Below are 22,430 nucleotides of genomic sequence, written 5' to 3'. Positions count from 1 at the left end.
GCTCCTTCAGTGGTGTTCGTCGCTCCAGGTGTGCTCCCCGTCCGGTTCCGGGACCGACTCGCTGTCGTGCCACCCGCTTGCGCGGGTGGTGTCCCGGCCCCGGCCTGGAGTCCGGGGGTGTGCCGTGCCGCTGTCGCGACCGGCAGGTACGGGGAGGTCTCTACTCGCTGTCAATCCGCTCCGCGGAGTGCGCGATCAGCCCTGACGCTGCTTGTGCCGCAGGTTCTCGCAGATCACCATGATCCGGCCGTGGCGGCGGATCACCTTGCACTTGTCGCAGATCTTCTTGACGCTCGGCTGAACCTTCACGTCTCCTGCTTCCTTATGCGTTGCTCACCGTCATCACTTGTAGCGGTAGACGATGCGACCACGGGACAAGTCGTAGGGCGAAAGCTCCACGACGACCCGGTCCTCCGGCAGGATGCGGATGTAGTGCTGCCGCATCTTGCCGCTGATGTGCGCCAGGACCTTGTGGCCGTTCTCCAACTCGACTCGAAACATCGCGTTGGGGAGTGGCTCGACCACGCGACCCTCGACCTCGATGGCCCCGTCTTTCTTAGCCATGTCCTCCGCGTTTCGTGATATTGGTTGAGCACCGAATGCCTGCCTTGGTGGTGCCGGCACACACGCCACCCCGACTCCAAAGCCGCAAAAAGTTTCACGAGCACGCTGGACCCGGCGTGATGAGTACGCCGACTAGACAGTGTACGCACTCCGTGTCGCACCCGGCGAGGCGGGGGGAGGTGTGTTAAGCGTCTCGCCACCAGGCGGCCACTTCACTCGTGCGGGAACGGCGAGCCGCGGGGCTCCAGCCGGTGTCAGCCCTCTTCGGGGGCGGTGAGAACCCAGGGGCCGTCGGCCGTGATGGCCACCGTGTGCTCCCAGTGGGCGGCGCGAGAACCGTCGGCGGTGACGACCGTCCAGCCGTCCTCCAGCTCGACCGTCTCGTTGGTCCCGCCGGTGAGCATCGGCTCGATGGCCAGCGCCATGCCGACCTCCAGCCGCGGGCCCTTGCCCGGCTTGCCGACGTTCGGCAGGAACGGGTCCATGTGCATCTCGCGGCCGATGCCGTGCCCGCCGTACTCGACGATCTGGCCGTACTCGGTTCCGTCGGCGGCGGAGGCTGCGTCGGCAGCGGTCTGCACGGCGAACGAGATGTCCGTGAGCCGGGCGCCCGGCACGGCCGCTTCGATACCGGCCCACATCGCGGCCTCGGTGGCCGCGGACAGCGCCTTGTCGAGGGCGCCGACCTCACCGATCGCGAGCGTGACGGCGGAGTCGCCGTGCCAGCCGTCGAGGATCGCGCCGCAGTCGATCGAGATCAGGTCGCCGTCCGCGAGCACCGTCTGCGCCGACGGGATGCCGTGGACGATCTGCTCGTTCACCGACGTGCAGATCGACCCCGGGAAGCCGTGGTAGCCCTTGAACGAGGGCACCGCGCCGGCGTCCCGGATGGTCTGCTCGGCCAGCTCGTCGAGCTCCAGCGTGCTCACCCCGGGCTTGGCGGCCTCGGCCAGCCTGCCCAGGGTGCGCCGCACCACGAGCCCCGCGGCGCGCATCGCCTGCAGCTCACCGGGGCTCTTCAGCTCGATAGAGTTCCGCCGTCGCAACAGCCTCAAGATCCGACCGCTTCCCGGGTCACTGCCGGCCGCGCAGCGCGGCGAGCACGCGGTCGGACACCTCGTCGACCTCGCCGACGCCGTCGACCTTGACCAGGATGTCCGAGTAGTAGTCCAGCAGCGGGGCCGTCTCCGACAGGTACACCTGCTGGCGGCGCCGGATGACCTCCTCGGTGTCGTCCGTGCGGCCGCGCGACAGCAGCCGGGCCACGACGACGTCCTCGGGCACCTCGAGCTGGATGACGGCGTCGAGCCCCTGGCCCGACTCCGCGAGCAGCTGGCCCAGCACCTCGGCCTGCTTGGTGTTGCGCGGGAACCCGTCGAGCAGGAAACCGCCCTTGGTGTCGTCCTCCGCGAGGCGCTCGCGCACCATCTCGTTGGTCACCGTGTCGGGCACGAGCTCGCCGGAGTCCAGGTAGCGCTTGGCCTCCTCGCCGAGCGGGGTGCGCTCGGCGACGTGGGCGCGGAACAGGTCACCGGTGGAGATGTGCGGCACGTCGAGCTTCTGCGAGAGCGCTGTGGCCTGGGTACCCTTACCTGCTCCGGGCGGACCGACAAGAACCAGGCGCGTCATCGCAAGAACCCTTCGTAGTTACGCTGCATCAGCTGGCTTTCGATCTGCTTGACGGTGTCGAGCCCGACACCGACCATGATCAGCACAGCCGTCCCCCCGAACGGGAAGCTCTGGTTGTTCCCCTGCTGGGTCATCGACAGGAAGAAGTTCGGCAGGATCGCGATGATGCCGAGGTAGATCGACCCGGGAAGGGTGATCCGGCCCAGCACGAAGCTCAGGTACTCGGCGGTCGGCCTGCCCGGGCGGATGCCCGGGATGAAGCCGCCGAACTTCTTCATCTCCTCCGCGCGCTCGTCCACGTTGAACGTGATCGTGATGTAGAAGTACGTGAAGAAGATGATCAGGGCGAAGTACAGCAGGATGTGCACCCAGCTGCCCTGGTTGACCACGTAGTTCTGCAGGAACACCTGCCAGCCCGACGAGCTGGTGGGGTTGCCGATGAGCCTGCTGATCAGGTCGGGCAGGTACAGCAGCGACGACGCGAAGATGACCGGGATGACACCGGCCTGGTTCACCTTGATGGGCAGGTACGTGGAGGTGCCGCCGTACATCCGCCGCCCGATCATGCGCTTGGCGTACTGCACGGGGATCCGCCGCTGGCCCTGCTCGACGAAGATGACGCTCGCGATGATGAGCAGACCGAACACGCACACCAACGCGAACACGAGGCCGCCCTGGCTGTTCAGGATGTTCATGCCCTCGGCCGGGATGCGGGCCGCGATGTTCAGGAAGATCAGGACGGACATGCCGTTGCCGACGCCGCGCTCGGTGATGAGCTCGCCGAGCCACATCATCACGGCGGTGCCCGCGGTCATGGTGATGACGATGATCGCCAGCGACCAGATGCTGTTGTCCGGGATGATCGACTCGGTGCAGTTCGGGAACAGCTGACCGCGGTCGGCGAGCGCCACCACGCCGGTGGCCTGCAGGATCGCCAGCGCGATCGTCAGGTACCGGGTGTACTGCGTCAGCTTGTTCTGGCCGGACTGGCCTTCCTTCTTCAGCTCCTCGAAGCGCGGGATCACCACCGTGAGCAGCTGGACGATGATGCTCGCCGTGATGTACGGCATGATGCCGGTCGAGAAGATCGAGAGCTGCAGGAGCGCACCGCCGCTGAACAGGTTCAGCAGCGAGTAGATGCCCGATGAGTCGGCCTGCGCCCCACACGTCTGCACGTTGGGATAGGAGACCCCTGGCGCCGGAGTGACCGCACCGATCCGGTAGACGGCCACGATCAACAGCGTGAACAGGATCTTCTTGCGCAGGTCCGGCGTGGCGAGAGCCGAGCGGAAGGCGCTGAGCACGCGGGGGACCTCCTCGGCGTCGCCGACGGTTGTCGCCGGCGATCGGCTTGGCCGGCGGGTGCCGGCGGGACACAACTTCCTGGGCAAGCCAGGGGCGCTTCAGGACAGACTCGTCCCGCAGCGTGCTGCCGACTCTAACAGCCACACCCGGTGGGGCTACACGTCAGGTGGCCTTTAGCCGCCGTTAGTAGGGCGAGCGGCGCGGCAGGGCCGCCGGTGCCGCCGCGGCGAGGGACGACACCGCCGCCGCCAGGGCCAGCCAGAAGCCCGCGCCAGGCGTCGCGTGCGCGGCCTGCGCGCCGATGGTGACCAGCACTCCCGCCAGGAACGCGGCGGCCAGGGCGGTGGTCAGCAGGGCCACGCCGTCGGGGAGCAGGCGTGCCGCCGTGATGACCGCGAACAGGGCCGCGATCGCCAGCAGCGCGCCCGCGACCGCGAGCGGGTAGCCGTTGCGCACCACGCCTGCGGACGCGGGGCGCGACTCCCAGCCTGTGACCGACAGCGCTTGCGTGGCGAACAGCGTGAGGAACGAACTGGCGAAGGTCGCCGCCGAGGCCAGCGCGCACAGCAGGGCGCCCGCCAGCCACCACCCGTCCCACCCGGGCGGGCGGGCCGGCTCCTCCCCCGCGTCCACCCTCAGATGGTCGCACCCCGAGGTCACGGCCCGGACAAAGCGAAACGGCCCGCCGGTGATCCGGCGGGCCGTTCCTGGGGGAAAGCGTCAGGCCGTGGTGGCGGTGCCACCGGCGGCTTCGAGCTTCTCCTTGGCGGAGGTGGAGAAGGCGTCGGCGGTGACGTCCAGCTTGACGCTGACCTCGCCGTTGCCCAGCACCTTCACCAGCTTGCCCTTGCGGACGAGGCCGCGGGCGGCCAGGTCCTCCTTGGACACGGTGCCGCCGTCGGTGAACACCCGGGCGATGTCGCCCACGTTCACCGGCTGGTACTCCGTGCGGAACCGGTTCTTGAAGCCACGCAGCTTCGGCAGCCGCATGTGGATGGGCATCTGCCCACCCTCGAACCCGGCGGGCACGTTCTTCCGGGCCTTGGTGCCCTTGGTACCGCGACCCGCGGTCTTGCCCTTGGAGCCCTCACCACGGCCGACGCGGATCTTGTCGCGCTTGGCGCCGGGGGCGGGCCGCAGGTGGTGGATCTTGATGGCGCTCATGACTGGACCTCCTCGACGGTCACGAGGTGCCGGACCGTGTGGATCAGGCCACGCACCTCAGGAGTGTCCTCCCGCACCACGGACTGCCGGATCTTGCGCAGACCCAGGGTCCGCAGCGAGTCCCGGTGGTTCTGCTTGGTGCCGATCTTGCTCTTGACCTGGGTGACCTTGAGCTGAGCCACGTCAGACCCCCTGTCCCGCACGCTGGCGGAGCATCCGGGCCGGCGCGACGTCCTCGAGCGGCAGGCCACGGCGGGCCGCCACCTCCTCCGGACGCTGCAGGCCCTTCAGGGCCGCGACGGTGGCGTGCACGATGTTGATGGCGTTGTCGCTGCCGAGCGACTTCGACAGCACGTCGTGCACACCGGCGCACTCCAGCACCGCGCGCACCGGGCCACCGGCGATGACACCGGTACCGGAGCTGGCGGGACGGAGCAGGACCACACCGGCGGCGTCCTCACCCTGGATCGGGTGCGGGATGGTGCCGGCGATCCGAGGCACGCGGAAGAAGTTCTTCTTGGCCTCCTCGACGCCCTTGGCGATCGCCGCGGGCACCTCCTTGGCCTTGCCGTAGCCGACGCCGACCTGACCGTCGCCGTCACCCACGACCACGAGGGCGGTGAAGCTGAAGCGCCGACCACCCTTGACGACCTTGGCGACGCGGTTGATCGTCACGACCTTTTCGAGGTGCGGGGTCTTTTCCTGGCCGGCCCCGCCACGGCCACCGTCGCGACGGTCCCTGCGGTCCCTGCGGTCACCGCGGTCGTTGCCGCCCTGGCCGCCGGGTCCGCCCTGTCCGCCGCCGAATTGCCGCGTACGTCCCGGCATCAGGCGTTCCTTCCGTTGTCGAAAATCATCATCGGTCTAGAACTCCAACCCGCCCTCACGGGCAGCGTCGGCCAGCGCCGCGATGCGACCGTGGTAGCCGTTGCCACCGTGGTCGAACACGACACCCGCGATGCCCGCGTTCTTCGCACGGGCGGCCAGCAGCTCGCCGACCTTGGCGGCCTTGGCCTTCTTGTCGCCCTCCACGGCGCGCACGTCCGCCTCCATGGTGGACGCCGCGGCCAGCGTGTGGCCGGTCAGGTCGTCGATCACCTGGACGTAGATGTGGCGGGAGGACCGCTTCACCGACAGCCGCGGCCGCTGCGCGGTGCCGCTGATCTTCTTGCGGAGGCGGAAGTGACGGCGCGTCTTCGCGACGCGGCGCCGGGTCGACACGTCCTTGCCGATCGGCTTCCGCTTCGTGGTTGCAGTGTCGCTCATGATCACTTACCCGTCTTTCCGACCTTGCGACGGATGCGCTCACCCTCGTAGCGCAGCCCCTTGCCCTTGTACGGGTCCGGGCGGCGCAGGCGACGGATCACCGCGGCCGTCTGGCCGACCTTCTGCTTGTCGATGCCGGACACCGAGAACCGGGTCGGGGTCTCCACCTTGAAGGTGATGCCCTCGGGGGCCTCGATGAGCACCGGGTGGCTGTAGCCGAGGGCGAACTCGAGGTCGCTGCCCTTGGCCTGCACGCGGTAACCGACGCCGTGGATCTCGAGCTTCTTCTCGTAGCCCTCGGTCACGCCGACCACCAGGTTGTGCACCAGGGTCCGGGTGAGGCCGTGCAGGGCCTTGCTCTCCCGCTCGTCGTCGGGCCGCTTCACCTGCAGCGTGCCGTCCTCGTCACGCTCGACGGTGATCGGCTCGGCGATGGTGTGCGACAGGGTGCCCTTGGGGCCCTTGACCGAGATGTTGCGGCCGTCGATGTTCACCTCGACCCCGGAGGGGACGGGAATCGGCAGCTTTCCGATACGCGACATGCCTAAACTCCCTTCCTCACCAGACGTAGGCGAGGACTTCCCCGCCCACTCCGTTGCGCTTGGCCTGCCGGTCGGTCTGGAGGCCGCCGGACGTCGAGATGATGGCGATGCCGAGGCCGCCGAGCACGCTGGGGAGCTCGGTGGACTTGGCGTACACCCGCAGCCCAGGCTTGGAAACCCGGCGCAGACCCGCGATGCTGCGCTCGCGGTTGCGGCCGTACTTCAGTTCGACGACGAGGTTCTTGTGCTTCTCGCCCGGCTCCGAGCGGTAACCCGCGATGTAACCCTCGCGCTTGAGGATCTCCGCGATGTTCTGCTTGAGCTTCGAGTGGGGCAGCACGACCTCGTCGTGGTACGCCGAGTTGGCGTTGCGCAGACGAGTCAAGAAGTCTGCGATGGGGTCGGTCATCGTCATGGTGACCTGTCAACCTTTCTCGCCTGGTTCCCCCGTCCAGAGGGCCTGTGGCGAAGTGGGAGCCTGAGTTCCGGTATTACCAGCTGGACTTGGACACGCCCGGCAGTTCGCCCGCGTGCGCCATCTCGCGCAGGCACACCCGGCACAGGCCGAACTTGCGGAAGACCGAGTGCGGCCGGCCGCAACGGTTGCAACGGGTGTAGGCGCGCACCTTGAACTTCGGCTTGCGCGCGGCCTTGGCGATCAGAGCCTTCTTGGCCATGGCTTACGCCTCCCTGAACGGAAAGCCGAGCTTGCGAAGCAGCGCGCGGCCCTCGTCATCGGTGGTAGCGGTGGTGACAACGGTGACGTCCATGCCGCGCGGGCGGTCGATGGCGTCCGGGTCGATCTCGTGGAACATCGACTGCTCGGACAGGCCGAACGTGTAGTTGCCGTTGCCGTCGAACTGCTTGGGCGAGAGCCCGCGGAAGTCACGGATACGCGGCAGCGCGATGCTCAGCAGCCGGTCCAGGAACTCCCACATGCGGTCGCCGCGCAGGGTCACGCGGGCGCCGATGGGCTGGCCCTCGCGCAGCTTGAACTGCGCGATGGACTTGCGGGCCCGGCGCACCTCGGGCTTCTGCCCGGTGATGATCGCCAGGTCGCGGATGGCGCCCTCGATCAGCTTGCTGTCCCGCGCCGCGTCGCCGACACCCATGTTGACGACGACCTTCACGACACCCGGGATCTGGTGCACGTTGGCGTAGCTGAACTCCTGCTGGAGCTGGCCCTTGATCTCTTCGCGGTACCGGGTCTTCAACCGCGGCACGATCTTCTCTGCGGTCGTCATCAGATGTCCTTACCGGTCCGGCGCGAGATGCGAACCTTCTTGCCGTCCTCGCCGATGCGGTAACCCACCCGGGTCGGCTTGCCGTCCGAGTCGACGACCATCACGTTCGACACGTGGATCGGCGCCTCCTGCGTGACGATGCCGCCGGACTGGGCACCGCGCTGGGTCTGGGTGATCCGGGTGTGCTTCTTGATCCGGTTCACGCCCTCGACCAGCACGCGGTTGCGCTCGGGGTAGGACTGGATGACCTTGCCCTTGGCGCCCTTGTCCTTGCCCGAGATGACGACGACCGTGTCACCCTTCTTGACCTTCATGTTCAGAGCACCTCCGGAGCCAGCGAGATGATCTTCATGAACTTGCGGTCGCGCAGCTCACGGCCGACCGGGCCGAAGATACGGGTCCCACGCGGCTCGTTGTCGTTCTTGATGAGGACAGCGGCGTTCTCGTCGAACCGGATGTAGGAGCCGTCCGGGCGACGCCGCTCCTTCACCGTGCGGACGACGACAGCCTTGACGACGTCGCCCTTCTTCACCCCGGCGGCCGGGATGGCGTCCTTAACGGTGGCGACGATGATGTCGCCGATACCCGCGTAGCGCCGCCCCGATCCACCGAGCACGCGGATGCAGAGAATCTCCTTGGCACCCGTGTTGTCGGCGACTCGCAGCCGCGACTCCTGCTGGATCACGTCAACTCCTGTATGTCTCGCCGGTTCTCGCTCGCGCGAGCCTGGCGGAACGGATAGGGGCGCGAACCCCTACTTACTTGGCCTTCTCCACGATCCGCACGAGTCGCCACCGCTTGGTGGCCGACAGCGGGCGGGTCTCCATGAGAATCACGCGGTCGCCTTCGCCTGCGCTGTTCTCCTCGTCGTGCGCCTTCACCTTGCTGGTGGTGCGGACGACCTTCGGGTACTTCGGGTGCTTCTTGCGGTCCTCGAGCTCGACCACGATGGTCTTGTCCATCTTGTCCGAGACGACGTAACCCTCGCGAACCTTGCGGTAGTTACGACCCGAGTCGCGCTTCTGCACCGGCTGCGCCGCGAGCTGTTCGTTCTCGCTCATGCCGCACCTTCCTCGTTCTCACCGTCGGGAGCGACCGACAGGCCGAGCTCCCGCTCGCGCATGATCGTGTAGATCCGCGCGATGTCGGTGCGCACGGTACGCAGCCGACGGTTGTTGTCCAGCTGCCCGGTGGCCATCTGGAAGCGGAGGTTGAACAGCTCCTCCTTGGCTTCCTTCAGGCGCAGCACGAGCTCCTCGTTGGTGAGCTCACGCAGCTCCGAGGGAGCGACTCCGGCTTTCGCCATCAGAACTCACCACCTTCACGGGTCACGATTCGGCACTTCATCGGCAGCTTGTGGATCGCGCGGCGCAGCGCCTCGCGGGCGGTGGCCTCGTTCGGGAAGCTCATCTCGAACATGACGCGGCCCGGCTTGACGTTGGCGATCCACCACTCCGGCGAACCCTTACCGGAACCCATGCGGGTTTCGGCGGGCTTCTTGGTCAGCGGGCGGTCCGGGAAGATGTTGATCCAGATCTTGCCGCCACGCTTGATGTGCCGGGTCATGGCGATACGAGCGGACTCGATCTGCCGGTTGGTCACGTAAGCGGATTCAAGCGCCTGAATGCCGTACTCGCCGAAGGTCACCTTCGTGCCGCCACTGGCGGCACCGGAGCGCTTCGGGTGGTGCTGCTTGCGGTGCTTGACCTTGCGTGGGACGAGCACGCCTCAGCCCTCCGTCTTCTCGGCCGCGTCCGGCTTGCCCTGCGCAGGGGCCTCGCTGGTCGCGACGTCCATGTCAGTCTTGGCGGCAGCCGCAGCCCGGCCGGCCTCGGTCGAGGTCGGCGTGGTGCCCGACGCGCCGGAACGACGCGGGCGGGACGGGCGGTCACGGTCGCGACGCGGCGCACGCTCGGCGGCCGCGGCGGCGTCCCGCTCGTTCTTGGCCTTGAGGCCACCGACGATGTCGCCCTTGTAGATCCACACCTTGACGCCGATGCGGCCGAACGTGGTGCGGGCCTCGAAGAAGCCGTAGTCGATGTCGGCACGCAGCGTGTGCAGCGGCACGCGGCCGTCGCGGTAGTGCTCCGAGCGCGACATCTCCGCACCGCCGAGGCGGCCACCGCACTGCACGCGGATGCCCTTGACCTGCGGCGAGCGCATGGAGGTCTGGATCGCCTTCCGCATCGCGCGGCGGAACGCCACGCGGTTGGACAGCTGCTCCGCGACACCCTGCGCGACGAGCTGGGCGTCGGCCTCGGGGTTCTTCACCTCGAGGATGTTCAGCTGCACCTGCTTCTTGGTCAGCTTCTCCAGCGCGCCGCGGATCCGGTCGGCCTCCGCGCCGCGGCGGCCGATGACGATGCCCGGCCGGGCGGTGTGGATGTCCACGCGGACGCGGTCACGGGTGCGCTCGATCTCGACCTTGGAGATGCCGGCGCGCTCCATGCCGGTGGAGAGCAGCTTGCGGATCTTGACGTCCTCGGCCACGTACTCCGCGTACTGCTTGTCGGCGTACCAGCGGGACTTCCAGTCCGTGGTGATCCCGAGCCGGAAGCCGTGCGGGTTGATCTTCTGGCCCACTACCGGCCACCCTTCTTCTTACCGCTCTTCTTGGCCTCGGGGCGCGACTCCACCTCGACCGTGATGTGGCTCGTGCGCTTGCGGATCCGGTACGCGCGCCCCTGGGCACGCGGGCGGATGCGCTTCAGCGTCGGGCCCTCGTCGGCGTAGGCGTTCTTCACCCACAGCGTCTCGGGGTCCAGGTCCAGGTTGTTCTCGGCGTTCGCCATGGCGCTGGCGAGCACCTTGGCCACCGGCTGGCTCGCGGCCTGCGGCGCGAACCGCAGGATGGCCAGCGCCTCCTGGGCGTTACGACCCTTGATCAGCTCGATCACCCGGCGCACCTTCATCGGCGAGTCCCGGACGAAGCGAGCCCGCGCGTAGGCCATCGGCAACGCCTCGGCCGTAGCGTCCTTCTGGGCACTCATTCGTTAGTTCCTCTTCTCGGTGCGCGCTCAGCGACGGCGCGACTTGCGGTCGTCCTTGATGTGGCCCTTGAAGGTCCGAGTCGGGGCGAACTCGCCCAGCTTGTGACCCACCATCGCCTCGGTGACGAACACCGGGACGTGCTTGCGGCCGTCGTGCACGGCGATCGTGTGCCCGAGCATGTCGGGGATGATCGTGGACCGGCGGGACCACGTCTTGATCACCGTCTTCTTACCCGACTCGTTGAGCGCGTCCACCTTCTTGAGCAGGTGGTCGTCCACGAACGGGCCCTTTTTGAGGCTACGCGGCATGTGTTTCTACCTCCCTGCTCAGCGCTTCTTGCCGGTACGCCGGCGGCGGACGATCAGTTGGTCGGACGGCTTGCGACGACGGGTACGACCCTCGGGCTTGCCGTTCGGGTTCACCGGGTGGCGGCCACCGGACGTCTTGCCCTCACCACCACCGTGCGGGTGGTCGACAGGGTTCATGACGACACCGCGGACGGTGGGGCGCTTGCCCCGCCAGCGGTTGCGGCCCGCCTTGCCCCAGTTGATGTTCTGGTGCTCGGAGTTGCCCACCTCGCCGACCGTGGCGCGGTTGCGCACGTCCACGTTGCGGATTTCGCCCGAGGGCATCCGCAGCTGGGCGTACGGGCCGTCCTTGGCGACGAGCTGCACGCGGGCGCCGGCCGAGCGGGCGATCTTCGCGCCGCCACCGGGACGAAGCTCGATCGCGTGGATCACCGTGCCGACCGGGATGTTGCGCAGCGGCAGGTTGTTGCCCGGCTTGATGTCGGCGCGCGGGCCGCTCTCGACCCTGTCGCCCTGCTTCAGCTTGTCCGGCGCGATGATGTAGCGCTTCTCGCCATCGACGTAGTGCAGCAGCGCGATGCGGGCGGTCCGGTTCGGGTCGTACTCGATGTGCGCGACCTTGGCCGGGATGCCGTCCTTGTCGTTGCGCCGGAAGTCGATGACCCGGTAGGCCCGCTTGTGGCCGCCACCCTTGTGCCGGGTGGTGATCTTGCCGGAGGCGTTGCGGCCACCGCTCTTGCTCAGCGGGCGCAGCAGCGACTTCTCCGGGGTCGACCGGGTGATCTCGGCGAAGTCCGAGACGGACGACCCGCGGCGACCCGGGGTTGTCGGCTTGTACTTACGAATACCCATGACAGCTTCCGTCCCTTACGCGGCGGGTCCGCCGAAGATCTCGATCGGCTTGCTCTCGGCGGACAGCGTCACGATGGCGCGCTTGGTGTCCTTGCGCTTGCCAAAGCCAGTGCGGGTCCGCTTGCGCTTGCCCGTCCGGTTGAGCGTGTTCACGCTGACGACCTTGACGCCGAAGACCTGCTCGACAGCGATCTTGATCTGCGTCTTGTTCGCGTCCGGCCGGACGATGAACGTGTACTTGTGGTCTTCGAGCAGCCCGTAGGACTTCTCGGAGATCACCGGCGCGAGCAGGATGTCACGCGGGTCGGAGATGGCCACGCTGCTCACTGGTCACTCCCTTCGACCTCGCTGGACGTCGCGGAAGCCTTGACGGCCTTGCCCTTGGCGGGCCCGGCGACGAAGGCTTCGTACGCGGTCTTGGTGAACACCACGTCGTCGTTGACCAGCACGTCGTAGGTGTTGAGCTGGTCCCACCAGAGCAGGTGCACGTTCGGCAGGTTCCGGGCCGACAGCCAGGACAGCTCGTCGCCGCGGTGCAGCACCACGAGGACGCGCTTGGCCTCGGTGAGCGCGGACAGCGTCTTGATCGCGGCCTTGGTGGACGGCTTCTCACCGGTCACCAGCTCGGTCACCACGTGCACCTGGCCCGCGCGCGCCCGGTCGGAGAGGGCACCGCGCAGCGCGGCGGCCTTCATCTTCTTCGGGGTGCGCTGGGCGTAGTCGCGCGGCGTGGGGCCGTGGACGGTGCCACCGCCGGCGAACTGGGGCGCACGGGTGGAGCCCTGGCGGGCCCGGCCGGTGCCCTTCTGCCGGTACGGCTTCTTGCCGCCACCGGAGACCTCACCGCGGGTCTTGGTGTCGTGCGTGCCCTGGCGGCCGGCCGCCTGCTGGGCCACCACCACCTGGTGCATCAGCGGCACGTTGGCCTGGACGTCGAAGATCTCCGCGGGGAGCTCGACGGTGCCCTCGGCGCTGCCGGCCGGGGTCTTCAGCTCGACGCTGGTCATGCGGTAGCACCACCCTTCGCGGCGGTCTTGACGAACACGAGGCCGCCGTTGGGGCCGGGAACGGCACCCTTGATCAGCAGCAGGCCGTCCTCGGCGCGCACGTCGTGCACGGTGAGGCCCTGCATCGTGGTCTTGACGTGGCCCATGCGGCCCGCCATGCGCAGGCCCTTGAACACGCGGCCCGGGGTGGCGCAGCCACCGATCGAGCCCGGCGCGCGGTGCTTGGCCTGGTTACCGTGGCTGGCGCCCTGGCCCTTGAAGCCGTGGCGCTTCATGACACCGGCGTAGCCCTTGCCCTTGCTGGTGCCGGTGACGTCGACGCGCGAACCGGCGGGGAACACCTCGGCGGTGATCTCCTGGCCGACCTCGTAGCTGCCGGCGTCGACCGTGCGCAGCTCCACCAGGTGGCGCCGCGGGGTCACGCCCGCCTTCTCGAAGTGGCCGGTGCGCGGCTTGTTGACCTTGCGGGGGTCGACGGCGCCGAACGCCAGCTGCACGGCCTCGTAGCCGTCGTTGTCCTTGGTGCGCACCTGGGTGACGACATTCGGCCCGGCCTGCACGACGGTGACCGGGATGATCCGGTTGCCCTCGCCGAAGACCTGGGTCATGCCGAGCTTGGTGCCCAGGATGCCCTTCACTTGCCTGTCAGACATGAGTCTCTTATCTCCGCCGCTCGCCCAACGCTTACTGGATGTTGACGTCGACGCTCGCCGGCAGGTCGATGCGCATGAGCGCGTCGACCGTCTTCGGCGTCGGGTCGAGGATGTCGATCAGACGCTTGTGCGTGCGCATCTCGAAGTGCTCGCGCGAGTCCTTGTACTTGTGCGGCGAGCGGATGACGCAGTAAACGTTCTTCTCGGTGGGCAGCGGCACAGGTCCGACGACCGAGGCGCCGGTGCGCGTCACCGTCTCGACGATCTTGCGCGCGCTGGCGTCGATCGCCTCGTGGTCATAGGCCTTGAGCCTGATGCGGATCTTCTGTCCCGCCATGGTTGCAGCTCGTCCTTACCGTCTTGTGCCGCTATTTCCGCACGTCAACTGGCTTTCGCCCGGTCCACGCGGTCGGGCGTGTCGCCCAGGTGAGCGCAGACTGATCCCGTGGGATCGTTGTCGTGCCGGTTGGTCTGAGTATCTGCCGGGCTAGCCGGCCCCAGGCCGCTCACGCAAGGGCGGCCGGATCCTCAACGAGAATCGGCCGCCCCGCGACGAGCAACCCAAATAGTGTCGCACACGTGATTTCACAACCCGGCCCCGGGGTGCTATAAGCGCCCCGGGGCCGGATGAAATCACTTGATGATCTTGGTGACCTGGCCGGCGCCGACGGTCCGGCCACCCTCACGGATGGCGAACCGCAGACCCTCGTCCATGGCGACCGGCTGGATCAGCGACACCGAGATCTCGGTGTTGTCGCCCGGCATGACCATCTCGGTGCCCTCGGGGAGGGTCACCACGCCGGTCACGTCGGTGGTGCGGAAGTAGAACTGCGGGCGGTAGTTGTTGAAGAACGGCGTGTGCCGGCCACCCTCGTCCTTGGACAGGATGTAGACCGAGCCCTCGAACTCCGTGTGCGGAGTGGTGGTGCCGGGCTTCACGACGACCTGGCCGCGCTCGACGTCCTCACGCTTGATGCCACGCAGCAGCAGGCCGACGTTGTCACCGGCCTGGCCCGAGTCGAGCAGCTTGCGGAACATCTCGACACCGGTGACAGTCGTCTTCTGCGACTTCTCCTTGATGCCGACGATCTCGACCTCTTCGTTGACGTTGATCTGGCCGCGCTCCACACGACCGGTCACGACGGTGCCGCGGCCGGTGATGGTGAAGACGTCCTCGATCGGCATCAGGAACGGCTTGTCGAGGTCACGCACCGGGTCCGGCACGTTGTCGTCGACGGCCTGCATGAGCTCCAGGACCGACTCCGCCCACTTCGGGTCGCCTTCGAGGGCCTTGAGGCCGGAGACCTTGACCACGGGGGCGTCGTCGCCGGGGAACTCCTGCGAGGACAGCAGCTCACGGACCTCGAGCTCGACGAGCTCCAGGATCTCCTCGTCGTCCACCATGTCGGCCTTGTTCAGGGCCACCACGATGTAGGGCACGCCGACCTGGCGGGCGAGCAGCACGTGCTCACGAGTCTGCGGCATCGGGCCGTCGGTCGCGGCGACCACCAGGATCGCGCCGTCCATCTGGGCGGCACCGGTGATCATGTTCTTGATGTAGTCCGCGTGACCGGGGGCGTCCACGTGGGCGTAGTGGCGCTTCTCGGTCTGGTACTCGACGTGCGAGATGTTGATCGTGATACCGCGCTGCTTCTCCTCCGGCGCGTTGTCGATCTGGTCGAACGCGCGGGACTCGTTGAGCTCCGGGTACTTGTCGTGCAGAACCTTGGTGATCGCCGCGGTCAGAGTGGTCTTCCCGTGGTCGACGTGACCGATGGTTCCGATGTTGACGTGCGGCTTGCTCCGCTCGAACTTCGCCTTCGCCACTGGAATGTCCTCCTGGACTGTTGCTTTTCACCGGCCGACGTGGCTTAGTCGGACAGCGACTCGATCTGGTTCGTTGTGCGGACCTTAGGGGAGGCCCCCTGTCGGCGCCCGCGTTGGGGTGCTTAAGGGATTACTCCCCCGTCGCCTTCGCGATGATCTCCTTCGCGACGTTCGCCGGAACCTCGGCGTAGGAGTCGAATGTCATGGAGTAGTTCGCGCGACCCTGGGTGCGGGACCGCAGGTCGCCGACGTAGCCGAACATCTCCGAGAGCGGAACCAGTGCCTTCACGACACGGGTGCCCGCCCGCTCCTCCATGGCCTGGATCTGACCACGGCGGGAGTTGAGGTCACCGATGACGTCACCCATGTAGTCCTCGGGCGTGGTCACCTCGACCGCCATCATCGGCTCCAGCAGTGCCGGACTGGCCTTCTTCGCGGCTTCCTTGAGCGCCATCGAACCGGCGATCTTGAACGCCATCTCCGAAGAGTCGACCTCGTGGTAGGCACCGTCCAACAGGGTCACCTTCAACCCGACCAGCGGGTATCCGGCCAGCACGCCGTACTGCATGGCGTCCTGCGCGCCCGCGTCCACCGAGGGGATGTACTCCCGGGGGATGCGGCCACCGGTGACCTTGTTGTCGAACTCGTAGAGCGCACCGTCCGTCGTCGCCAACGGCTCCAGCTTGATGATCACCTTGGCGAACTGACCGGAGCCACCGGTCTGCTTCTTGTGCGTGTAGTCGAGCTTCTCGACCGTCTTGCGGATCGTCTCGCGGTAGGCGACCTGCGGCTTACCGATGTTCGCCTCGACCTTGTAGTCGGACTTCATGCGGTTGACCAGCACCTCGAGGTGCAGCTCGCCCATACCGGCGATGATCGTCTGGCCGGTCTCCTCGTCGAGCTGGACCTGGAAGGTCGGGTCCTCCTCGGCGAGCTTCTGGATCGCGGTCGACAGCTTCTCCTGGTCGGCCTTGGTCTTCGGCTCGATGGCGACCCGGATGACCGGCTCGGGGAAGGTCATCGACTCGAGCACGATCGGGTTCTGCGGGTCGGCCAGCGTGTCGCCGGTCGTGGTGTCCTTGAGCCCGATGACCGCGTAGATGTGGCCCGCCTGGGCCTCCTCGACCGGGTTCTCCTTGTTGGAGTGCATCTGGAAGAGCTTGCCGATGCGCTCCTTGCGCTCCTTGGTCGCGTTGACGACCTGAGCACCGGAGGCGACCTTGCCCGAGTAGACCCGGACGTAGGTCAGCTTGCCGAAGAACGGGTGCGCGGCGATCTTGAACGCGAGCGCGGAGAACGGCTCGTCGACCGACGGCCTGCGGGTCGCCTTGGTCTCGCCGTCGGGCAGCGTGCCCTCGACGGCGGGCACGTCCAGCGGCGACGGCAGGTAGTCGATCACGCCGTCGAGCATGGGCTGCACGCCCTTGTTCTTGAACGCGGAGCCGCACAGCACCGGGTACGCCTCGCGGGCCACGGTGAGCTTGCGGATACCGGCCTTGATCTCGGCCTCGGTCAGCTCCTCGCCGCCGAAGTACTTCTCCATCAGGGCGTCGTCGGTCTCCGCGACGGCCTCGACCAGCTTGTCGCGGTACTCCGCGGCGCGGTCGGCGAGGTCGGCCGGGATGTCCTCGACCTCGTAGTCCTCACCCTTCTTGACCTCACCGCGCCAGGTCAGCGCCTTCATGCGGACGAGGTCGACCACGCCCTGGAAGTCGTTCTCGGCGCCGATCGGCAGCTGGATCACCAGCGGGCGCGCACCGAGGCGCTCCTCGATGGTGCGCACGGTGAAGTAGAAGTCCGCACCCAGCTTGTCCATCTTGTTGACGAAGCAGATGCGCGGAACCTCGTACTTGTCGGCCTGGCGCCAGACCTGCTCGGACTGGGGCTCGACGCCCTCCTTGCCGTCGAACACCGCGACCGCACCGTCGAGCACCCGCAGCGAACGCTCCACCTCGACGGTGAAGTCGACGTGGCCGGGGGTGTCGATGATGTTGATCTGGTGGTCGGCCCAGAAGGTGGTGGTGGCAGCCGAGGTGATGGTGATACCCCGCTTCTGCTCCTCCTCCATCCAGTCCATCGTCGCGGCGCCGTCGTGCACCTCGCCGATCTTGTAGTTGATCCCGGTGTAGAACAGGATCCGCTCGGTGGTGGTGGTCTTACCGGCGTCGATGTGGGCCATGATGCCGATGTTGCGGACCTTGTTGAGGTCGGTCAGCACTTCGCGTGCCACTGCACAAATCCCCTGTCTAGAAGCGTGGGGCCCGGCCAGGCTTTCGTCGGCAGCCGGGCTACGTTCACCACCGGTAGTGGGCGAACGCCTTGTTGGACTCGGCCATCTTGTGGGTGTCCTCGCGGCGCTTCACGCTGGCCCCGAGGCCGTTGCTCGCGTCGAGCAGCTCGTTCTGCAGGCGCTCGATCATGGTCTTCTCGCGGCGCTGCCGGGAGAAGCTGACGAGCCAGCGCAGCGCAAGGGTGGTGGAGCGGCCCGGCTTGACCTCGATCGGCACCTGGTAGGTGGCACCACCGACACGGCGGCTCTTCACCTCGATGGCGGGCTTCACGTTGTCGAGCGCACGCTTGAGCGTGACGACCGGGTCGGTGCCGGTCTTCTCGCGGGCGCCTTCGAGCGCGCCGTAGACGATGCGCTCGGCCAGCGACCGCTTGCCGTCGGTCAGCACCTTGTTCACCAGCTGGGTGACCAGCGGGGAGCCGTAGACCGGGTCGGAGATCAACGGCCGCTTCGGGGCCGGTCCCTTGCGGGGCATTAGCTCTTCTCCTTCTTCGCGCCGTACCGGCTGCGCGCCTGCTTGCGGTTCTTCACGCCCTGGGTGTCCAGGGAACCGCGGATGATCTTGTAGCGAACGCCGGGGAGGTCCTTGACGCGACCACCACGCACGAGCACCATCGAGTGCTCCTGCAGGTTGTGGCCCTCGCCCGGGATGTAGGCGGTGACCTCGATGCCGCTGGTCAGCTTCACACGCGCGACCTTGCGCAGCGCCGAGTTCGGCTTCTTCGGGGTGGTGGTGTACACGCGAGTGCACACGCCACGCCGCTGCGGGCTCCCCTTGAGCGCCGCGGTCTTCTGCTTGGCAGCCTTGTCCTGGCGGCCCTTGCGGACCAGCTGCTGGATCGTGGGCAATGGACCAGCTTTCTGTCGCGTCTTGCTTGTTCCGTCTTCAGTCCCCGGCCCCCGAGGTCGGGCGTGTCGGCCCGCGTCTAGGCCTTGCGGCCGATAACGTTCCCTCGGATTTCCGCGGAGCCCCGCATCACCGCGGTGCGGGTCGGGGCGCTTTCGCACCCTGACGCGACCTGACGGCACGCAGAGCGGCCCAGCGCGTGCCGGGCACAGTCGTCAAAGATACCCGCCCGATCCGAGACCGGTCACATCGGGGGTGACTTGAGGGGCATACGGGCGGTGCGAGTGGCCCGACGCTTCACCCTAGCCCATCCGTCCCGGCCGTGGGGCGGATCGATCTTCGGCCGTTCCCGATCACCCGCACGGCTTACAACGCGCAGCCCCGCCCGCTGATTCCCACGTCAGTCGCCCCGGAGGAGTGAGCCGCTGGATCAATTGCGCCATTCGGCCCACGAGCGGAACGCCATCGGCCAAGATGGGCTCGCACGTCCGTTGTGGGCGTGTCGTGCCAGTCGTCCCTCTTCCGCGAAAGGTCGTGCCGTGTCGGCCGAGTTCGATCAGCTCGTCGCCCAGTTCGAGCAGTTCCAGGCCAGGTTGAAACGCGTCGACGAGCAGTTCGCCGAGGTCGGGCGGATGCAGCAGGAGCTGGCCGGACTGGAGGCGGTGGCCACCACCCCCGACCGGTCGGTCACCGTGGTCGCCGGCCCGTCCGGCTCGATCAAGGACATCCGGCTGACCGACCTCGCGCTGCGCCAGTCCCCGCAGGCGCTGTCCGCGGCGCTGATGTCGACGCTGCAGCGCGCTGTCGCCGAGGCCGCCCGCCGGCAGGCCGGGATCGTGGAGGACGCGCTCGGCGACGACATGCACCTGACCGACCAGGTGCTGGAGACCCAGGCCCAGCTGTTCGGCACCACGCCGGAGGAGCTGCGCGCCGCCATGGAGCAGGAGAAGCAGCAGCCCGCGCCACCGCAGGCGCCGCCGACTCCCCCGCCGCCCGCGGGAGGCCCCGCACGGCCCGCGCCGCCGCCCACCCCGGTCCGCCGCCCGGCTCCCCCGCGGCCCCCGGCCGAGCCCGACGACTTCTCGCAGGAGAGCGTCCTGCGCCGCGACTCGCAGCAGACGCCGCCGCCGCGCCCGCAGCAGCGGCCGCAGGAAGGCGGGTACCTCAACCTCTACGACAACGAGGACCAGTGATGGCGCCGAAGGACGGGTACGCGGTCGACATCGCGGCGCTGACGAAGTACTCCGGCGAGCTGAAGGGCAACAAGGACGCCGTCTCGAAGGTCACCGACCAGGTGGGCGAGGCCGACGTGTCCGACAAGTCGTGGGGCGTGGTCGGGCTGTTCGTGAAGCAGAAGTACACCGACATGCTGGACGACCTGAAGGACCTGCTGAAGGAGATGGAGGACGGCCTCCAGTCGGCCTCCGACAAGATCGGCACTGCGGCCAAGGCGTACAAGAACAAGGACGACGAGCACAAGCAGGCCCTGTCCGAAATCGTGAAACAGCTCGACGACGTGGTCGTGCGCGACCTGAACGCCTGAGGGGGCAGCCGTGTCGGACCCGTTGGGTTCCATCGAGATCGAGGACGAGAAGGGCTACGGCGAACAGGTCGTCGACGCGATCCCGTTCGTCGGGGACGCCGTCAAGGTGTTCCAGGGCGGCAAGGACGCGCTGGCAGACGGCAGCGTCGGCTTCGACGAGGTCCGCGGGATCGCCGCGGACGGCGGCAGCCTCGTCCAGTCCTGCATGGACGTCTCCGACATCGCCACCGACCCGATCGGCTGGCTGGTCGGCAAGGGCCTGGACTTCCTGCTCGCGATCTGCCAGCCCCTGCAGGACGCCATCCACTTCGTCAGCGGTGACGGCGAGGAGCTGGGCCGGGCCGCGGGCAACTTCGGCAACATCGGGCAGGGCCTGTCCGACTTCGGCGAGCAGTTCGGGCAGCACGCCCAGGAGGCGCTCGCCAAGTGGGAGGGCAGGGGCGCGGAGACCGCCGCGGACAAGCTGGGGCAGTTCGCGGGCGGGATCGGCGAGGTCGCGGGCAAGGCCGGTGACATCGCGCAGCTGCTGCAGATCTCCAGCATGGTCATGACGGTCATCGAGGAGTTCATCAAGGGCCTGCTGACCGAGCTCATCACCTGGCTGATCATGATCTGGATCCCCGCGCTCGCGGCCGCGGTTCCCAGCTGCGGGGCCTCGACCGCGGCGGCGGGCACCGCCACCGGCGTCCGCGCGGCGCAGACGGGTTCGCGCGCGACGCGGATGGTGAACAAGCTGCGGCAGCTGCTGGACCGGATCCGCGAGATGCTGGCGAACCTCAAGTCGTTCATGGGGAACCTGCGGACGAACTTCCAGCGCGTCATGGACACCAAGAAGATGAGCTCCAGCCTGGCACACCTGGAGGTCGACTCGGCCAAGGCCGCGGGCCGCACCGCGAGCCGGACGGCGCGGCTCTACGACTCGGCCGAGGGCATGGTCGGCAGCCGGGTCAGCGAGGGCCTCGGCAAGTCCGTGCTCAAGAAGGTCGGCGAGACGGCGAAGGACCAGGTGAAGCTGTCGAAGGTGCCGGACTACTTCGACAAGGTCAGCAAGACCGTGGAGTACGGGGACACCGGCGACGAAGCGTCCACTGAGGACACTGAGAAGAAGCTGGACTTCTAGGCGTGGCAGTGGATGTGGGCGCCGTCGCGGGTCTGGTCCTGGTCGTCGGTCTCCTCTGGGCCGTGCTCTCCCCCGTCGTGTTCCGGCTACTGGTGCTGCCCGCGTTCGCGCGGCGGCGTGGCTGGCGGGCGCGCGGGAGGCCGGTCGGGTACGAGCCGGCGGGCGACCTGCCGGGCGACGGCAGCCAGGGCTGGGAAACCCCGTTGCCGGGCATGATGTGCGAGTTCCTCGGCACCTACCGCGGCCGTCCCGTGCACGGGATCGAGGTGTCCGTGAAGCGCCGCCACAGCCACGATCCGCTACGGCAGCGCGGGAAGTACGTGCGCTACTACTCGGTGGTCACGATGGCCGTGTCGGACCGGCCGTTCCAGGGCTTCAACGCCGGGCGGCGGGGCACCGTGGTCAACGGCGATCCGATCGCGTTCTACCCCGACTTCGTGGAGTGGGCCCGCAACCGCAAGCTGCTGGACACCGGGGACGTCGTGCAGGAGGACGCCGGAATGCGGTCGGTCAGCTGGTTCGGGCACCTGAGCCGGCGCCGGATGACGGGCGCCCTCGACAAGCTGGCGGGCACCTCGTGAGCGTTCTCGACTACTTCCTCGTCGCGGTCTGCGGGTACGCGCTGGCCATCGCGCTGCAGGCCGCCGGGCGCCGGTTCGGCGTGGGGCCGCGGATCGCCGCCGGAGTGGTGGCCACCGTGACGACGACGTCGTGGCTGCTGCCCGCCGCACTGTCGGGCGGGGTCGTCGGCGGGGTGTTCTTCTTCGTCTTCCTGTTCGTGTTCGTGCCGTTCGTGGTGATCTTCGTGGCGCAGCGGCTCGGCGAGCCGCGGAGGCGCCGGGGGAAGAACGGCCCGCTCTGGCCCGCCGTGCTGCTCGGCGCGTTCGGCCTGGTCTGCCTGCTGCCCGGCGCGGTGTTCGCCGCCGAGGGGCTCATGCACCTGACCGGCCTCGCGCAGCCCGTCGAGCTGCGGATCACCGACGTGAACCACGGCAGGCACGGGCGCAAGGGCTCCGTCGACAACGTGGACGGCGACTACGTCCTGGGCGGCACGACGCACCACCTCGACGGCAGCATGTGGCTGTCGTGGGCTCCTCTGCCGGAGGTGGGCGACTCCGTGCCCGTCACGATCTCGCGGCTGTGGCCGACGGTGATGATCGAGGACGACTCCGCTGCGTGGGTGATCACCGGCGGCGGCGCCTTCGGGCTGGTCGCCGGCGGCGTGCTGATGGCCTTCGCGCTCCGGGAGAAGAAGCAGGCCGCGGAACCGGTGTGAAA

36 protein-coding genes are annotated in these 22,430 nt (G+C 68.0%); 5 read left to right on the top strand and 31 right to left on the bottom strand.

Features of this window, described 5'->3' with window-relative positions:
• Positions 1–195: 195 nt before the first annotated feature.
• The 31 genes from rpmJ to rpsL form a co-directional block, all read right to left on the bottom strand.
• Positions 196–309, bottom strand: coding sequence for a 50S ribosomal protein L36 (gene rpmJ / locus FHX82_RS04455; RefSeq protein ID WP_004558882.1), 114 nt, complete (start codon positions 307–309; stop codon positions 196–198).
• Between the two features lie 33 nt (positions 310–342).
• The gene (gene infA, locus FHX82_RS04450; protein ID WP_004558881.1) at positions 343–564 is read right to left on the bottom strand and encodes a translation initiation factor IF-1; all 222 of its coding nucleotides are present in this window, start codon (positions 562–564) and stop codon (positions 343–345) included.
• Positions 565–818: 254 nt separating this feature from the next.
• On the bottom strand, positions 819–1,613 hold the full coding sequence (map, locus tag FHX82_RS04445; RefSeq protein ID WP_145938395.1) for a type I methionyl aminopeptidase: 795 nt from the start codon (positions 1,611–1,613) through the stop codon (positions 819–821).
• Positions 1,614–1,638: 25 nt separating this feature from the next.
• Positions 1,639–2,193 (bottom strand): adenylate kinase, encoded by a 555-nt coding sequence (locus FHX82_RS04440; RefSeq protein ID WP_145938373.1) that lies wholly within the window; start codon positions 2,191–2,193, stop codon positions 1,639–1,641.
• On the bottom strand, positions 2,190–3,497 hold the full coding sequence (gene secY, locus FHX82_RS04435) for a preprotein translocase subunit SecY (protein ID WP_145938374.1): 1,308 nt from the start codon (positions 3,495–3,497) through the stop codon (positions 2,190–2,192). Before secY ends, FHX82_RS04440 begins: the two co-directional genes overlap by 4 nt.
• Before the next feature lie 184 nt (positions 3,498–3,681).
• Positions 3,682–4,131 (bottom strand): hypothetical protein, encoded by a 450-nt coding sequence (locus tag FHX82_RS04430; RefSeq protein ID WP_145938375.1) that lies wholly within the window; start codon positions 4,129–4,131, stop codon positions 3,682–3,684.
• Positions 4,132–4,218: 87 nt separating this feature from the next.
• Entirely contained in the window at positions 4,219–4,662 is a 444-nt protein-coding gene (gene rplO, locus FHX82_RS04425; RefSeq protein ID WP_145938376.1) for a 50S ribosomal protein L15, read from the bottom strand.
• A complete protein-coding gene (gene rpmD, locus FHX82_RS04420) occupies positions 4,659–4,844 on the bottom strand; it encodes a 50S ribosomal protein L30 (RefSeq protein WP_145938377.1) in 186 nt (61 codons plus the stop codon). The genes rplO and rpmD overlap by 4 nt, the downstream gene beginning before the upstream one ends.
• 1 nt (position 4,845) lies before the next feature.
• Positions 4,846–5,490, bottom strand: a complete 645-nt coding sequence (gene rpsE, locus FHX82_RS04415; RefSeq protein ID WP_145938378.1) for a 30S ribosomal protein S5 — start codon at positions 5,488–5,490, stop codon at positions 4,846–4,848.
• A 36-nt stretch (positions 5,491–5,526) separates the two neighbouring features.
• Entirely contained in the window at positions 5,527–5,928 is a 402-nt protein-coding gene (rplR, locus tag FHX82_RS04410; protein ID WP_145938379.1) for a 50S ribosomal protein L18, read from the bottom strand.
• Positions 5,929–5,930: 2 nt separating this feature from the next.
• Positions 5,931–6,470 carry a 50S ribosomal protein L6 gene (rplF, locus tag FHX82_RS04405; RefSeq protein WP_145938380.1) on the bottom strand — a complete coding sequence of 180 codons (540 nt, stop codon included), beginning with the start codon at positions 6,468–6,470 and terminating at the stop codon, positions 5,931–5,933.
• Positions 6,471–6,486: 16 nt separating this feature from the next.
• Positions 6,487–6,885, bottom strand: a complete 399-nt coding sequence (rpsH, locus tag FHX82_RS04400; RefSeq protein ID WP_091505018.1) for a 30S ribosomal protein S8 — start codon at positions 6,883–6,885, stop codon at positions 6,487–6,489.
• A gap of 76 nt (positions 6,886–6,961) precedes the next feature.
• The gene (locus tag FHX82_RS04395; protein WP_091505019.1) at positions 6,962–7,147 is read right to left on the bottom strand and encodes a type Z 30S ribosomal protein S14; all 186 of its coding nucleotides are present in this window, start codon (positions 7,145–7,147) and stop codon (positions 6,962–6,964) included.
• A gap of 3 nt (positions 7,148–7,150) precedes the next feature.
• Positions 7,151–7,714: a 50S ribosomal protein L5 gene (gene rplE / locus FHX82_RS04390; protein WP_145938381.1), complete on the bottom strand. Its 564-nt coding sequence runs from the start codon at positions 7,712–7,714 to the stop codon at positions 7,151–7,153.
• Positions 7,714–8,028, bottom strand: a complete 315-nt coding sequence (rplX, locus tag FHX82_RS04385) for a 50S ribosomal protein L24 (protein WP_145938382.1) — start codon at positions 8,026–8,028, stop codon at positions 7,714–7,716. The genes rplE and rplX overlap by 1 nt, the downstream gene beginning before the upstream one ends.
• Positions 8,029–8,030: 2 nt before the next feature.
• The gene (gene rplN / locus FHX82_RS04380) at positions 8,031–8,399 is read right to left on the bottom strand and encodes a 50S ribosomal protein L14 (protein ID WP_091505022.1); all 369 of its coding nucleotides are present in this window, start codon (positions 8,397–8,399) and stop codon (positions 8,031–8,033) included.
• A 73-nt stretch (positions 8,400–8,472) separates the two neighbouring features.
• A complete protein-coding gene (rpsQ, locus tag FHX82_RS04375) occupies positions 8,473–8,775 on the bottom strand; it encodes a 30S ribosomal protein S17 (protein ID WP_145938383.1) in 303 nt (100 codons plus the stop codon).
• Entirely contained in the window at positions 8,772–9,020 is a 249-nt protein-coding gene (gene rpmC, locus FHX82_RS04370) for a 50S ribosomal protein L29 (protein WP_091505024.1), read from the bottom strand. The genes rpsQ and rpmC overlap by 4 nt, the downstream gene beginning before the upstream one ends.
• Positions 9,020–9,439, bottom strand: coding sequence for a 50S ribosomal protein L16 (rplP, locus tag FHX82_RS04365; RefSeq protein ID WP_145938384.1), 420 nt, complete (start codon positions 9,437–9,439; stop codon positions 9,020–9,022). Before rplP ends, rpmC begins: the two co-directional genes overlap by 1 nt.
• Positions 9,440–9,442: 3 nt before the next feature.
• Entirely contained in the window at positions 9,443–10,297 is an 855-nt protein-coding gene (gene rpsC, locus FHX82_RS04360; RefSeq protein WP_145938385.1) for a 30S ribosomal protein S3, read from the bottom strand.
• The gene (gene rplV / locus FHX82_RS04355) at positions 10,297–10,704 is read right to left on the bottom strand and encodes a 50S ribosomal protein L22 (RefSeq protein ID WP_145938386.1); all 408 of its coding nucleotides are present in this window, start codon (positions 10,702–10,704) and stop codon (positions 10,297–10,299) included. Before rplV ends, rpsC begins: the two co-directional genes overlap by 1 nt.
• 27 nt (positions 10,705–10,731) lie before the next feature.
• Complete coding sequence (gene rpsS, locus FHX82_RS04350) at positions 10,732–11,013, bottom strand: 30S ribosomal protein S19 (RefSeq protein WP_027940998.1); 282 nt, start codon at positions 11,011–11,013, stop codon at positions 10,732–10,734.
• An 18-nt stretch (positions 11,014–11,031) separates the two neighbouring features.
• The gene (rplB, locus tag FHX82_RS04345; RefSeq protein ID WP_145938387.1) at positions 11,032–11,865 is read right to left on the bottom strand and encodes a 50S ribosomal protein L2; all 834 of its coding nucleotides are present in this window, start codon (positions 11,863–11,865) and stop codon (positions 11,032–11,034) included.
• Positions 11,866–11,880: 15 nt separating this feature from the next.
• Positions 11,881–12,192 (bottom strand): 50S ribosomal protein L23, encoded by a 312-nt coding sequence (gene rplW / locus FHX82_RS04340; protein WP_145938388.1) that lies wholly within the window; start codon positions 12,190–12,192, stop codon positions 11,881–11,883.
• The gene (gene rplD, locus FHX82_RS04335) at positions 12,189–12,872 is read right to left on the bottom strand and encodes a 50S ribosomal protein L4 (protein ID WP_145938389.1); all 684 of its coding nucleotides are present in this window, start codon (positions 12,870–12,872) and stop codon (positions 12,189–12,191) included. Before rplD ends, rplW begins: the two co-directional genes overlap by 4 nt.
• Positions 12,869–13,525, bottom strand: a complete 657-nt coding sequence (gene rplC, locus FHX82_RS04330) for a 50S ribosomal protein L3 (RefSeq protein WP_145938390.1) — start codon at positions 13,523–13,525, stop codon at positions 12,869–12,871. Before rplC ends, rplD begins: the two co-directional genes overlap by 4 nt.
• Positions 13,526–13,556: 31 nt before the next feature.
• A complete protein-coding gene (gene rpsJ / locus FHX82_RS04325; protein WP_003883485.1) occupies positions 13,557–13,862 on the bottom strand; it encodes a 30S ribosomal protein S10 in 306 nt (101 codons plus the stop codon).
• Positions 13,863–14,158: 296 nt separating this feature from the next.
• Complete coding sequence (gene tuf / locus FHX82_RS04320; RefSeq protein WP_145938391.1) at positions 14,159–15,352, bottom strand: elongation factor Tu; 1,194 nt, start codon at positions 15,350–15,352, stop codon at positions 14,159–14,161.
• Between the two features lie 130 nt (positions 15,353–15,482).
• The gene (gene fusA / locus FHX82_RS04315) at positions 15,483–17,582 is read right to left on the bottom strand and encodes an elongation factor G (RefSeq protein WP_145938392.1); all 2,100 of its coding nucleotides are present in this window, start codon (positions 17,580–17,582) and stop codon (positions 15,483–15,485) included.
• Between the two features lie 64 nt (positions 17,583–17,646).
• Positions 17,647–18,117: a 30S ribosomal protein S7 gene (gene rpsG / locus FHX82_RS04310; RefSeq protein WP_145938393.1), complete on the bottom strand. Its 471-nt coding sequence runs from the start codon at positions 18,115–18,117 to the stop codon at positions 17,647–17,649.
• A complete protein-coding gene (gene rpsL, locus FHX82_RS04305) occupies positions 18,117–18,491 on the bottom strand; it encodes a 30S ribosomal protein S12 (RefSeq protein ID WP_003102113.1) in 375 nt (124 codons plus the stop codon). Before rpsL ends, rpsG begins: the two co-directional genes overlap by 1 nt.
• A gap of 537 nt (positions 18,492–19,028) precedes the next feature.
• On the opposite strand from rpsL, the gene FHX82_RS04300 reads away from it, so the two are divergent.
• The 5 genes from FHX82_RS04300 to FHX82_RS04280 are packed head-to-tail and all read left to right on the top strand — an operon-like array spanning position 19,029 to position 22,428.
• Positions 19,029–19,682 carry a YbaB/EbfC family nucleoid-associated protein gene (locus tag FHX82_RS04300; protein WP_183176471.1) on the top strand — a complete coding sequence of 218 codons (654 nt, stop codon included), beginning with the start codon at positions 19,029–19,031 and terminating at the stop codon, positions 19,680–19,682.
• Positions 19,682–20,032, top strand: a complete 351-nt coding sequence (locus FHX82_RS04295) for a type VII secretion target (protein ID WP_145933190.1) — start codon at positions 19,682–19,684, stop codon at positions 20,030–20,032. The genes FHX82_RS04300 and FHX82_RS04295 overlap by 1 nt, the downstream gene beginning before the upstream one ends.
• 10 nt (positions 20,033–20,042) lie before the next feature.
• Positions 20,043–21,152 (top strand): WXG100 family type VII secretion target, encoded by a 1,110-nt coding sequence (locus FHX82_RS04290; RefSeq protein ID WP_145933191.1) that lies wholly within the window; start codon positions 20,043–20,045, stop codon positions 21,150–21,152.
• A 2-nt stretch (positions 21,153–21,154) separates the two neighbouring features.
• A complete protein-coding gene (locus FHX82_RS04285) occupies positions 21,155–21,733 on the top strand; it encodes a hypothetical protein (protein WP_145933192.1) in 579 nt (192 codons plus the stop codon).
• Positions 21,730–22,428, top strand: a complete 699-nt coding sequence (locus FHX82_RS04280) for a hypothetical protein (protein ID WP_145933193.1) — start codon at positions 21,730–21,732, stop codon at positions 22,426–22,428. The genes FHX82_RS04285 and FHX82_RS04280 overlap by 4 nt, the downstream gene beginning before the upstream one ends.
• Positions 22,429–22,430 lie beyond the last annotated feature (2 nt).

The sequence above is a fragment of the Amycolatopsis bartoniae genome, assembly GCF_014191255.1.
GTDB classification, from domain to species: domain Bacteria; phylum Actinomycetota; class Actinomycetes; order Mycobacteriales; family Pseudonocardiaceae; genus Amycolatopsis_E; species Amycolatopsis_E bartoniae.
This window is presented reverse-complemented; position numbering and strand designations above follow the sequence as displayed.

Coding starts and splice junctions, on each gene's coding strand:
- infA (WP_004558881.1), bottom strand. CDS start 564: ATGGCTAAGAAAGACGGGGCCATCGAGGTCGAGGGTCGCGTGGTCGAG.
- FHX82_RS04440 (WP_145938373.1), bottom strand. CDS start 2,193: ATGACGCGCCTGGTTCTTGTCGGTCCGCCCGGAGCAGGTAAGGGTACC.
- rplO (WP_145938376.1), bottom strand. CDS start 4,662: ATGAGCGCCATCAAGATCCACCACCTGCGGCCCGCCCCCGGCGCCAAG.
- rpsE (WP_145938378.1), bottom strand. CDS start 5,490: ATGCCGGGACGTACGCGGCAATTCGGCGGCGGACAGGGCGGACCCGGC.
- rplR (WP_145938379.1), bottom strand. CDS start 5,928: ATGAGCGACACTGCAACCACGAAGCGGAAGCCGATCGGCAAGGACGTG.
- rplF (WP_145938380.1), bottom strand. CDS start 6,470: ATGTCGCGTATCGGAAAGCTGCCGATTCCCGTCCCCTCCGGGGTCGAG.
- rpsH (WP_091505018.1), bottom strand. CDS start 6,885: ATGACGATGACCGACCCCATCGCAGACTTCTTGACTCGTCTGCGCAAC.
- FHX82_RS04395 (WP_091505019.1), bottom strand. CDS start 7,147: ATGGCCAAGAAGGCTCTGATCGCCAAGGCCGCGCGCAAGCCGAAGTTC.
- rplE (WP_145938381.1), bottom strand. CDS start 7,714: ATGACGACCGCAGAGAAGATCGTGCCGCGGTTGAAGACCCGGTACCGC.
- rplX (WP_145938382.1), bottom strand. CDS start 8,028: ATGAAGGTCAAGAAGGGTGACACGGTCGTCGTCATCTCGGGCAAGGAC.
- rpsQ (WP_145938383.1), bottom strand. CDS start 8,775: ATGAGCGAGAACGAACAGCTCGCGGCGCAGCCGGTGCAGAAGCGCGAC.
- rpmC (WP_091505024.1), bottom strand. CDS start 9,020: ATGGCGAAAGCCGGAGTCGCTCCCTCGGAGCTGCGTGAGCTCACCAAC.
- rplV (WP_145938386.1), bottom strand. CDS start 10,704: ATGAGTGCCCAGAAGGACGCTACGGCCGAGGCGTTGCCGATGGCCTAC.
- rpsS (WP_027940998.1), bottom strand. CDS start 11,013: ATGCCGCGTAGCCTCAAAAAGGGCCCGTTCGTGGACGACCACCTGCTC.
- rplB (WP_145938387.1), bottom strand. CDS start 11,865: ATGGGTATTCGTAAGTACAAGCCGACAACCCCGGGTCGCCGCGGGTCG.
- rplD (WP_145938389.1), bottom strand. CDS start 12,872: ATGACCAGCGTCGAGCTGAAGACCCCGGCCGGCAGCGCCGAGGGCACC.
- rplC (WP_145938390.1), bottom strand. CDS start 13,525: ATGTCTGACAGGCAAGTGAAGGGCATCCTGGGCACCAAGCTCGGCATG.
- rpsJ (WP_003883485.1), bottom strand. CDS start 13,862: ATGGCGGGACAGAAGATCCGCATCAGGCTCAAGGCCTATGACCACGAG.
- rpsG (WP_145938393.1), bottom strand. CDS start 18,117: ATGCCCCGCAAGGGACCGGCCCCGAAGCGGCCGTTGATCTCCGACCCG.
- FHX82_RS04295 (WP_145933190.1), top strand. CDS start 19,682: ATGGCGCCGAAGGACGGGTACGCGGTCGACATCGCGGCGCTGACGAAG.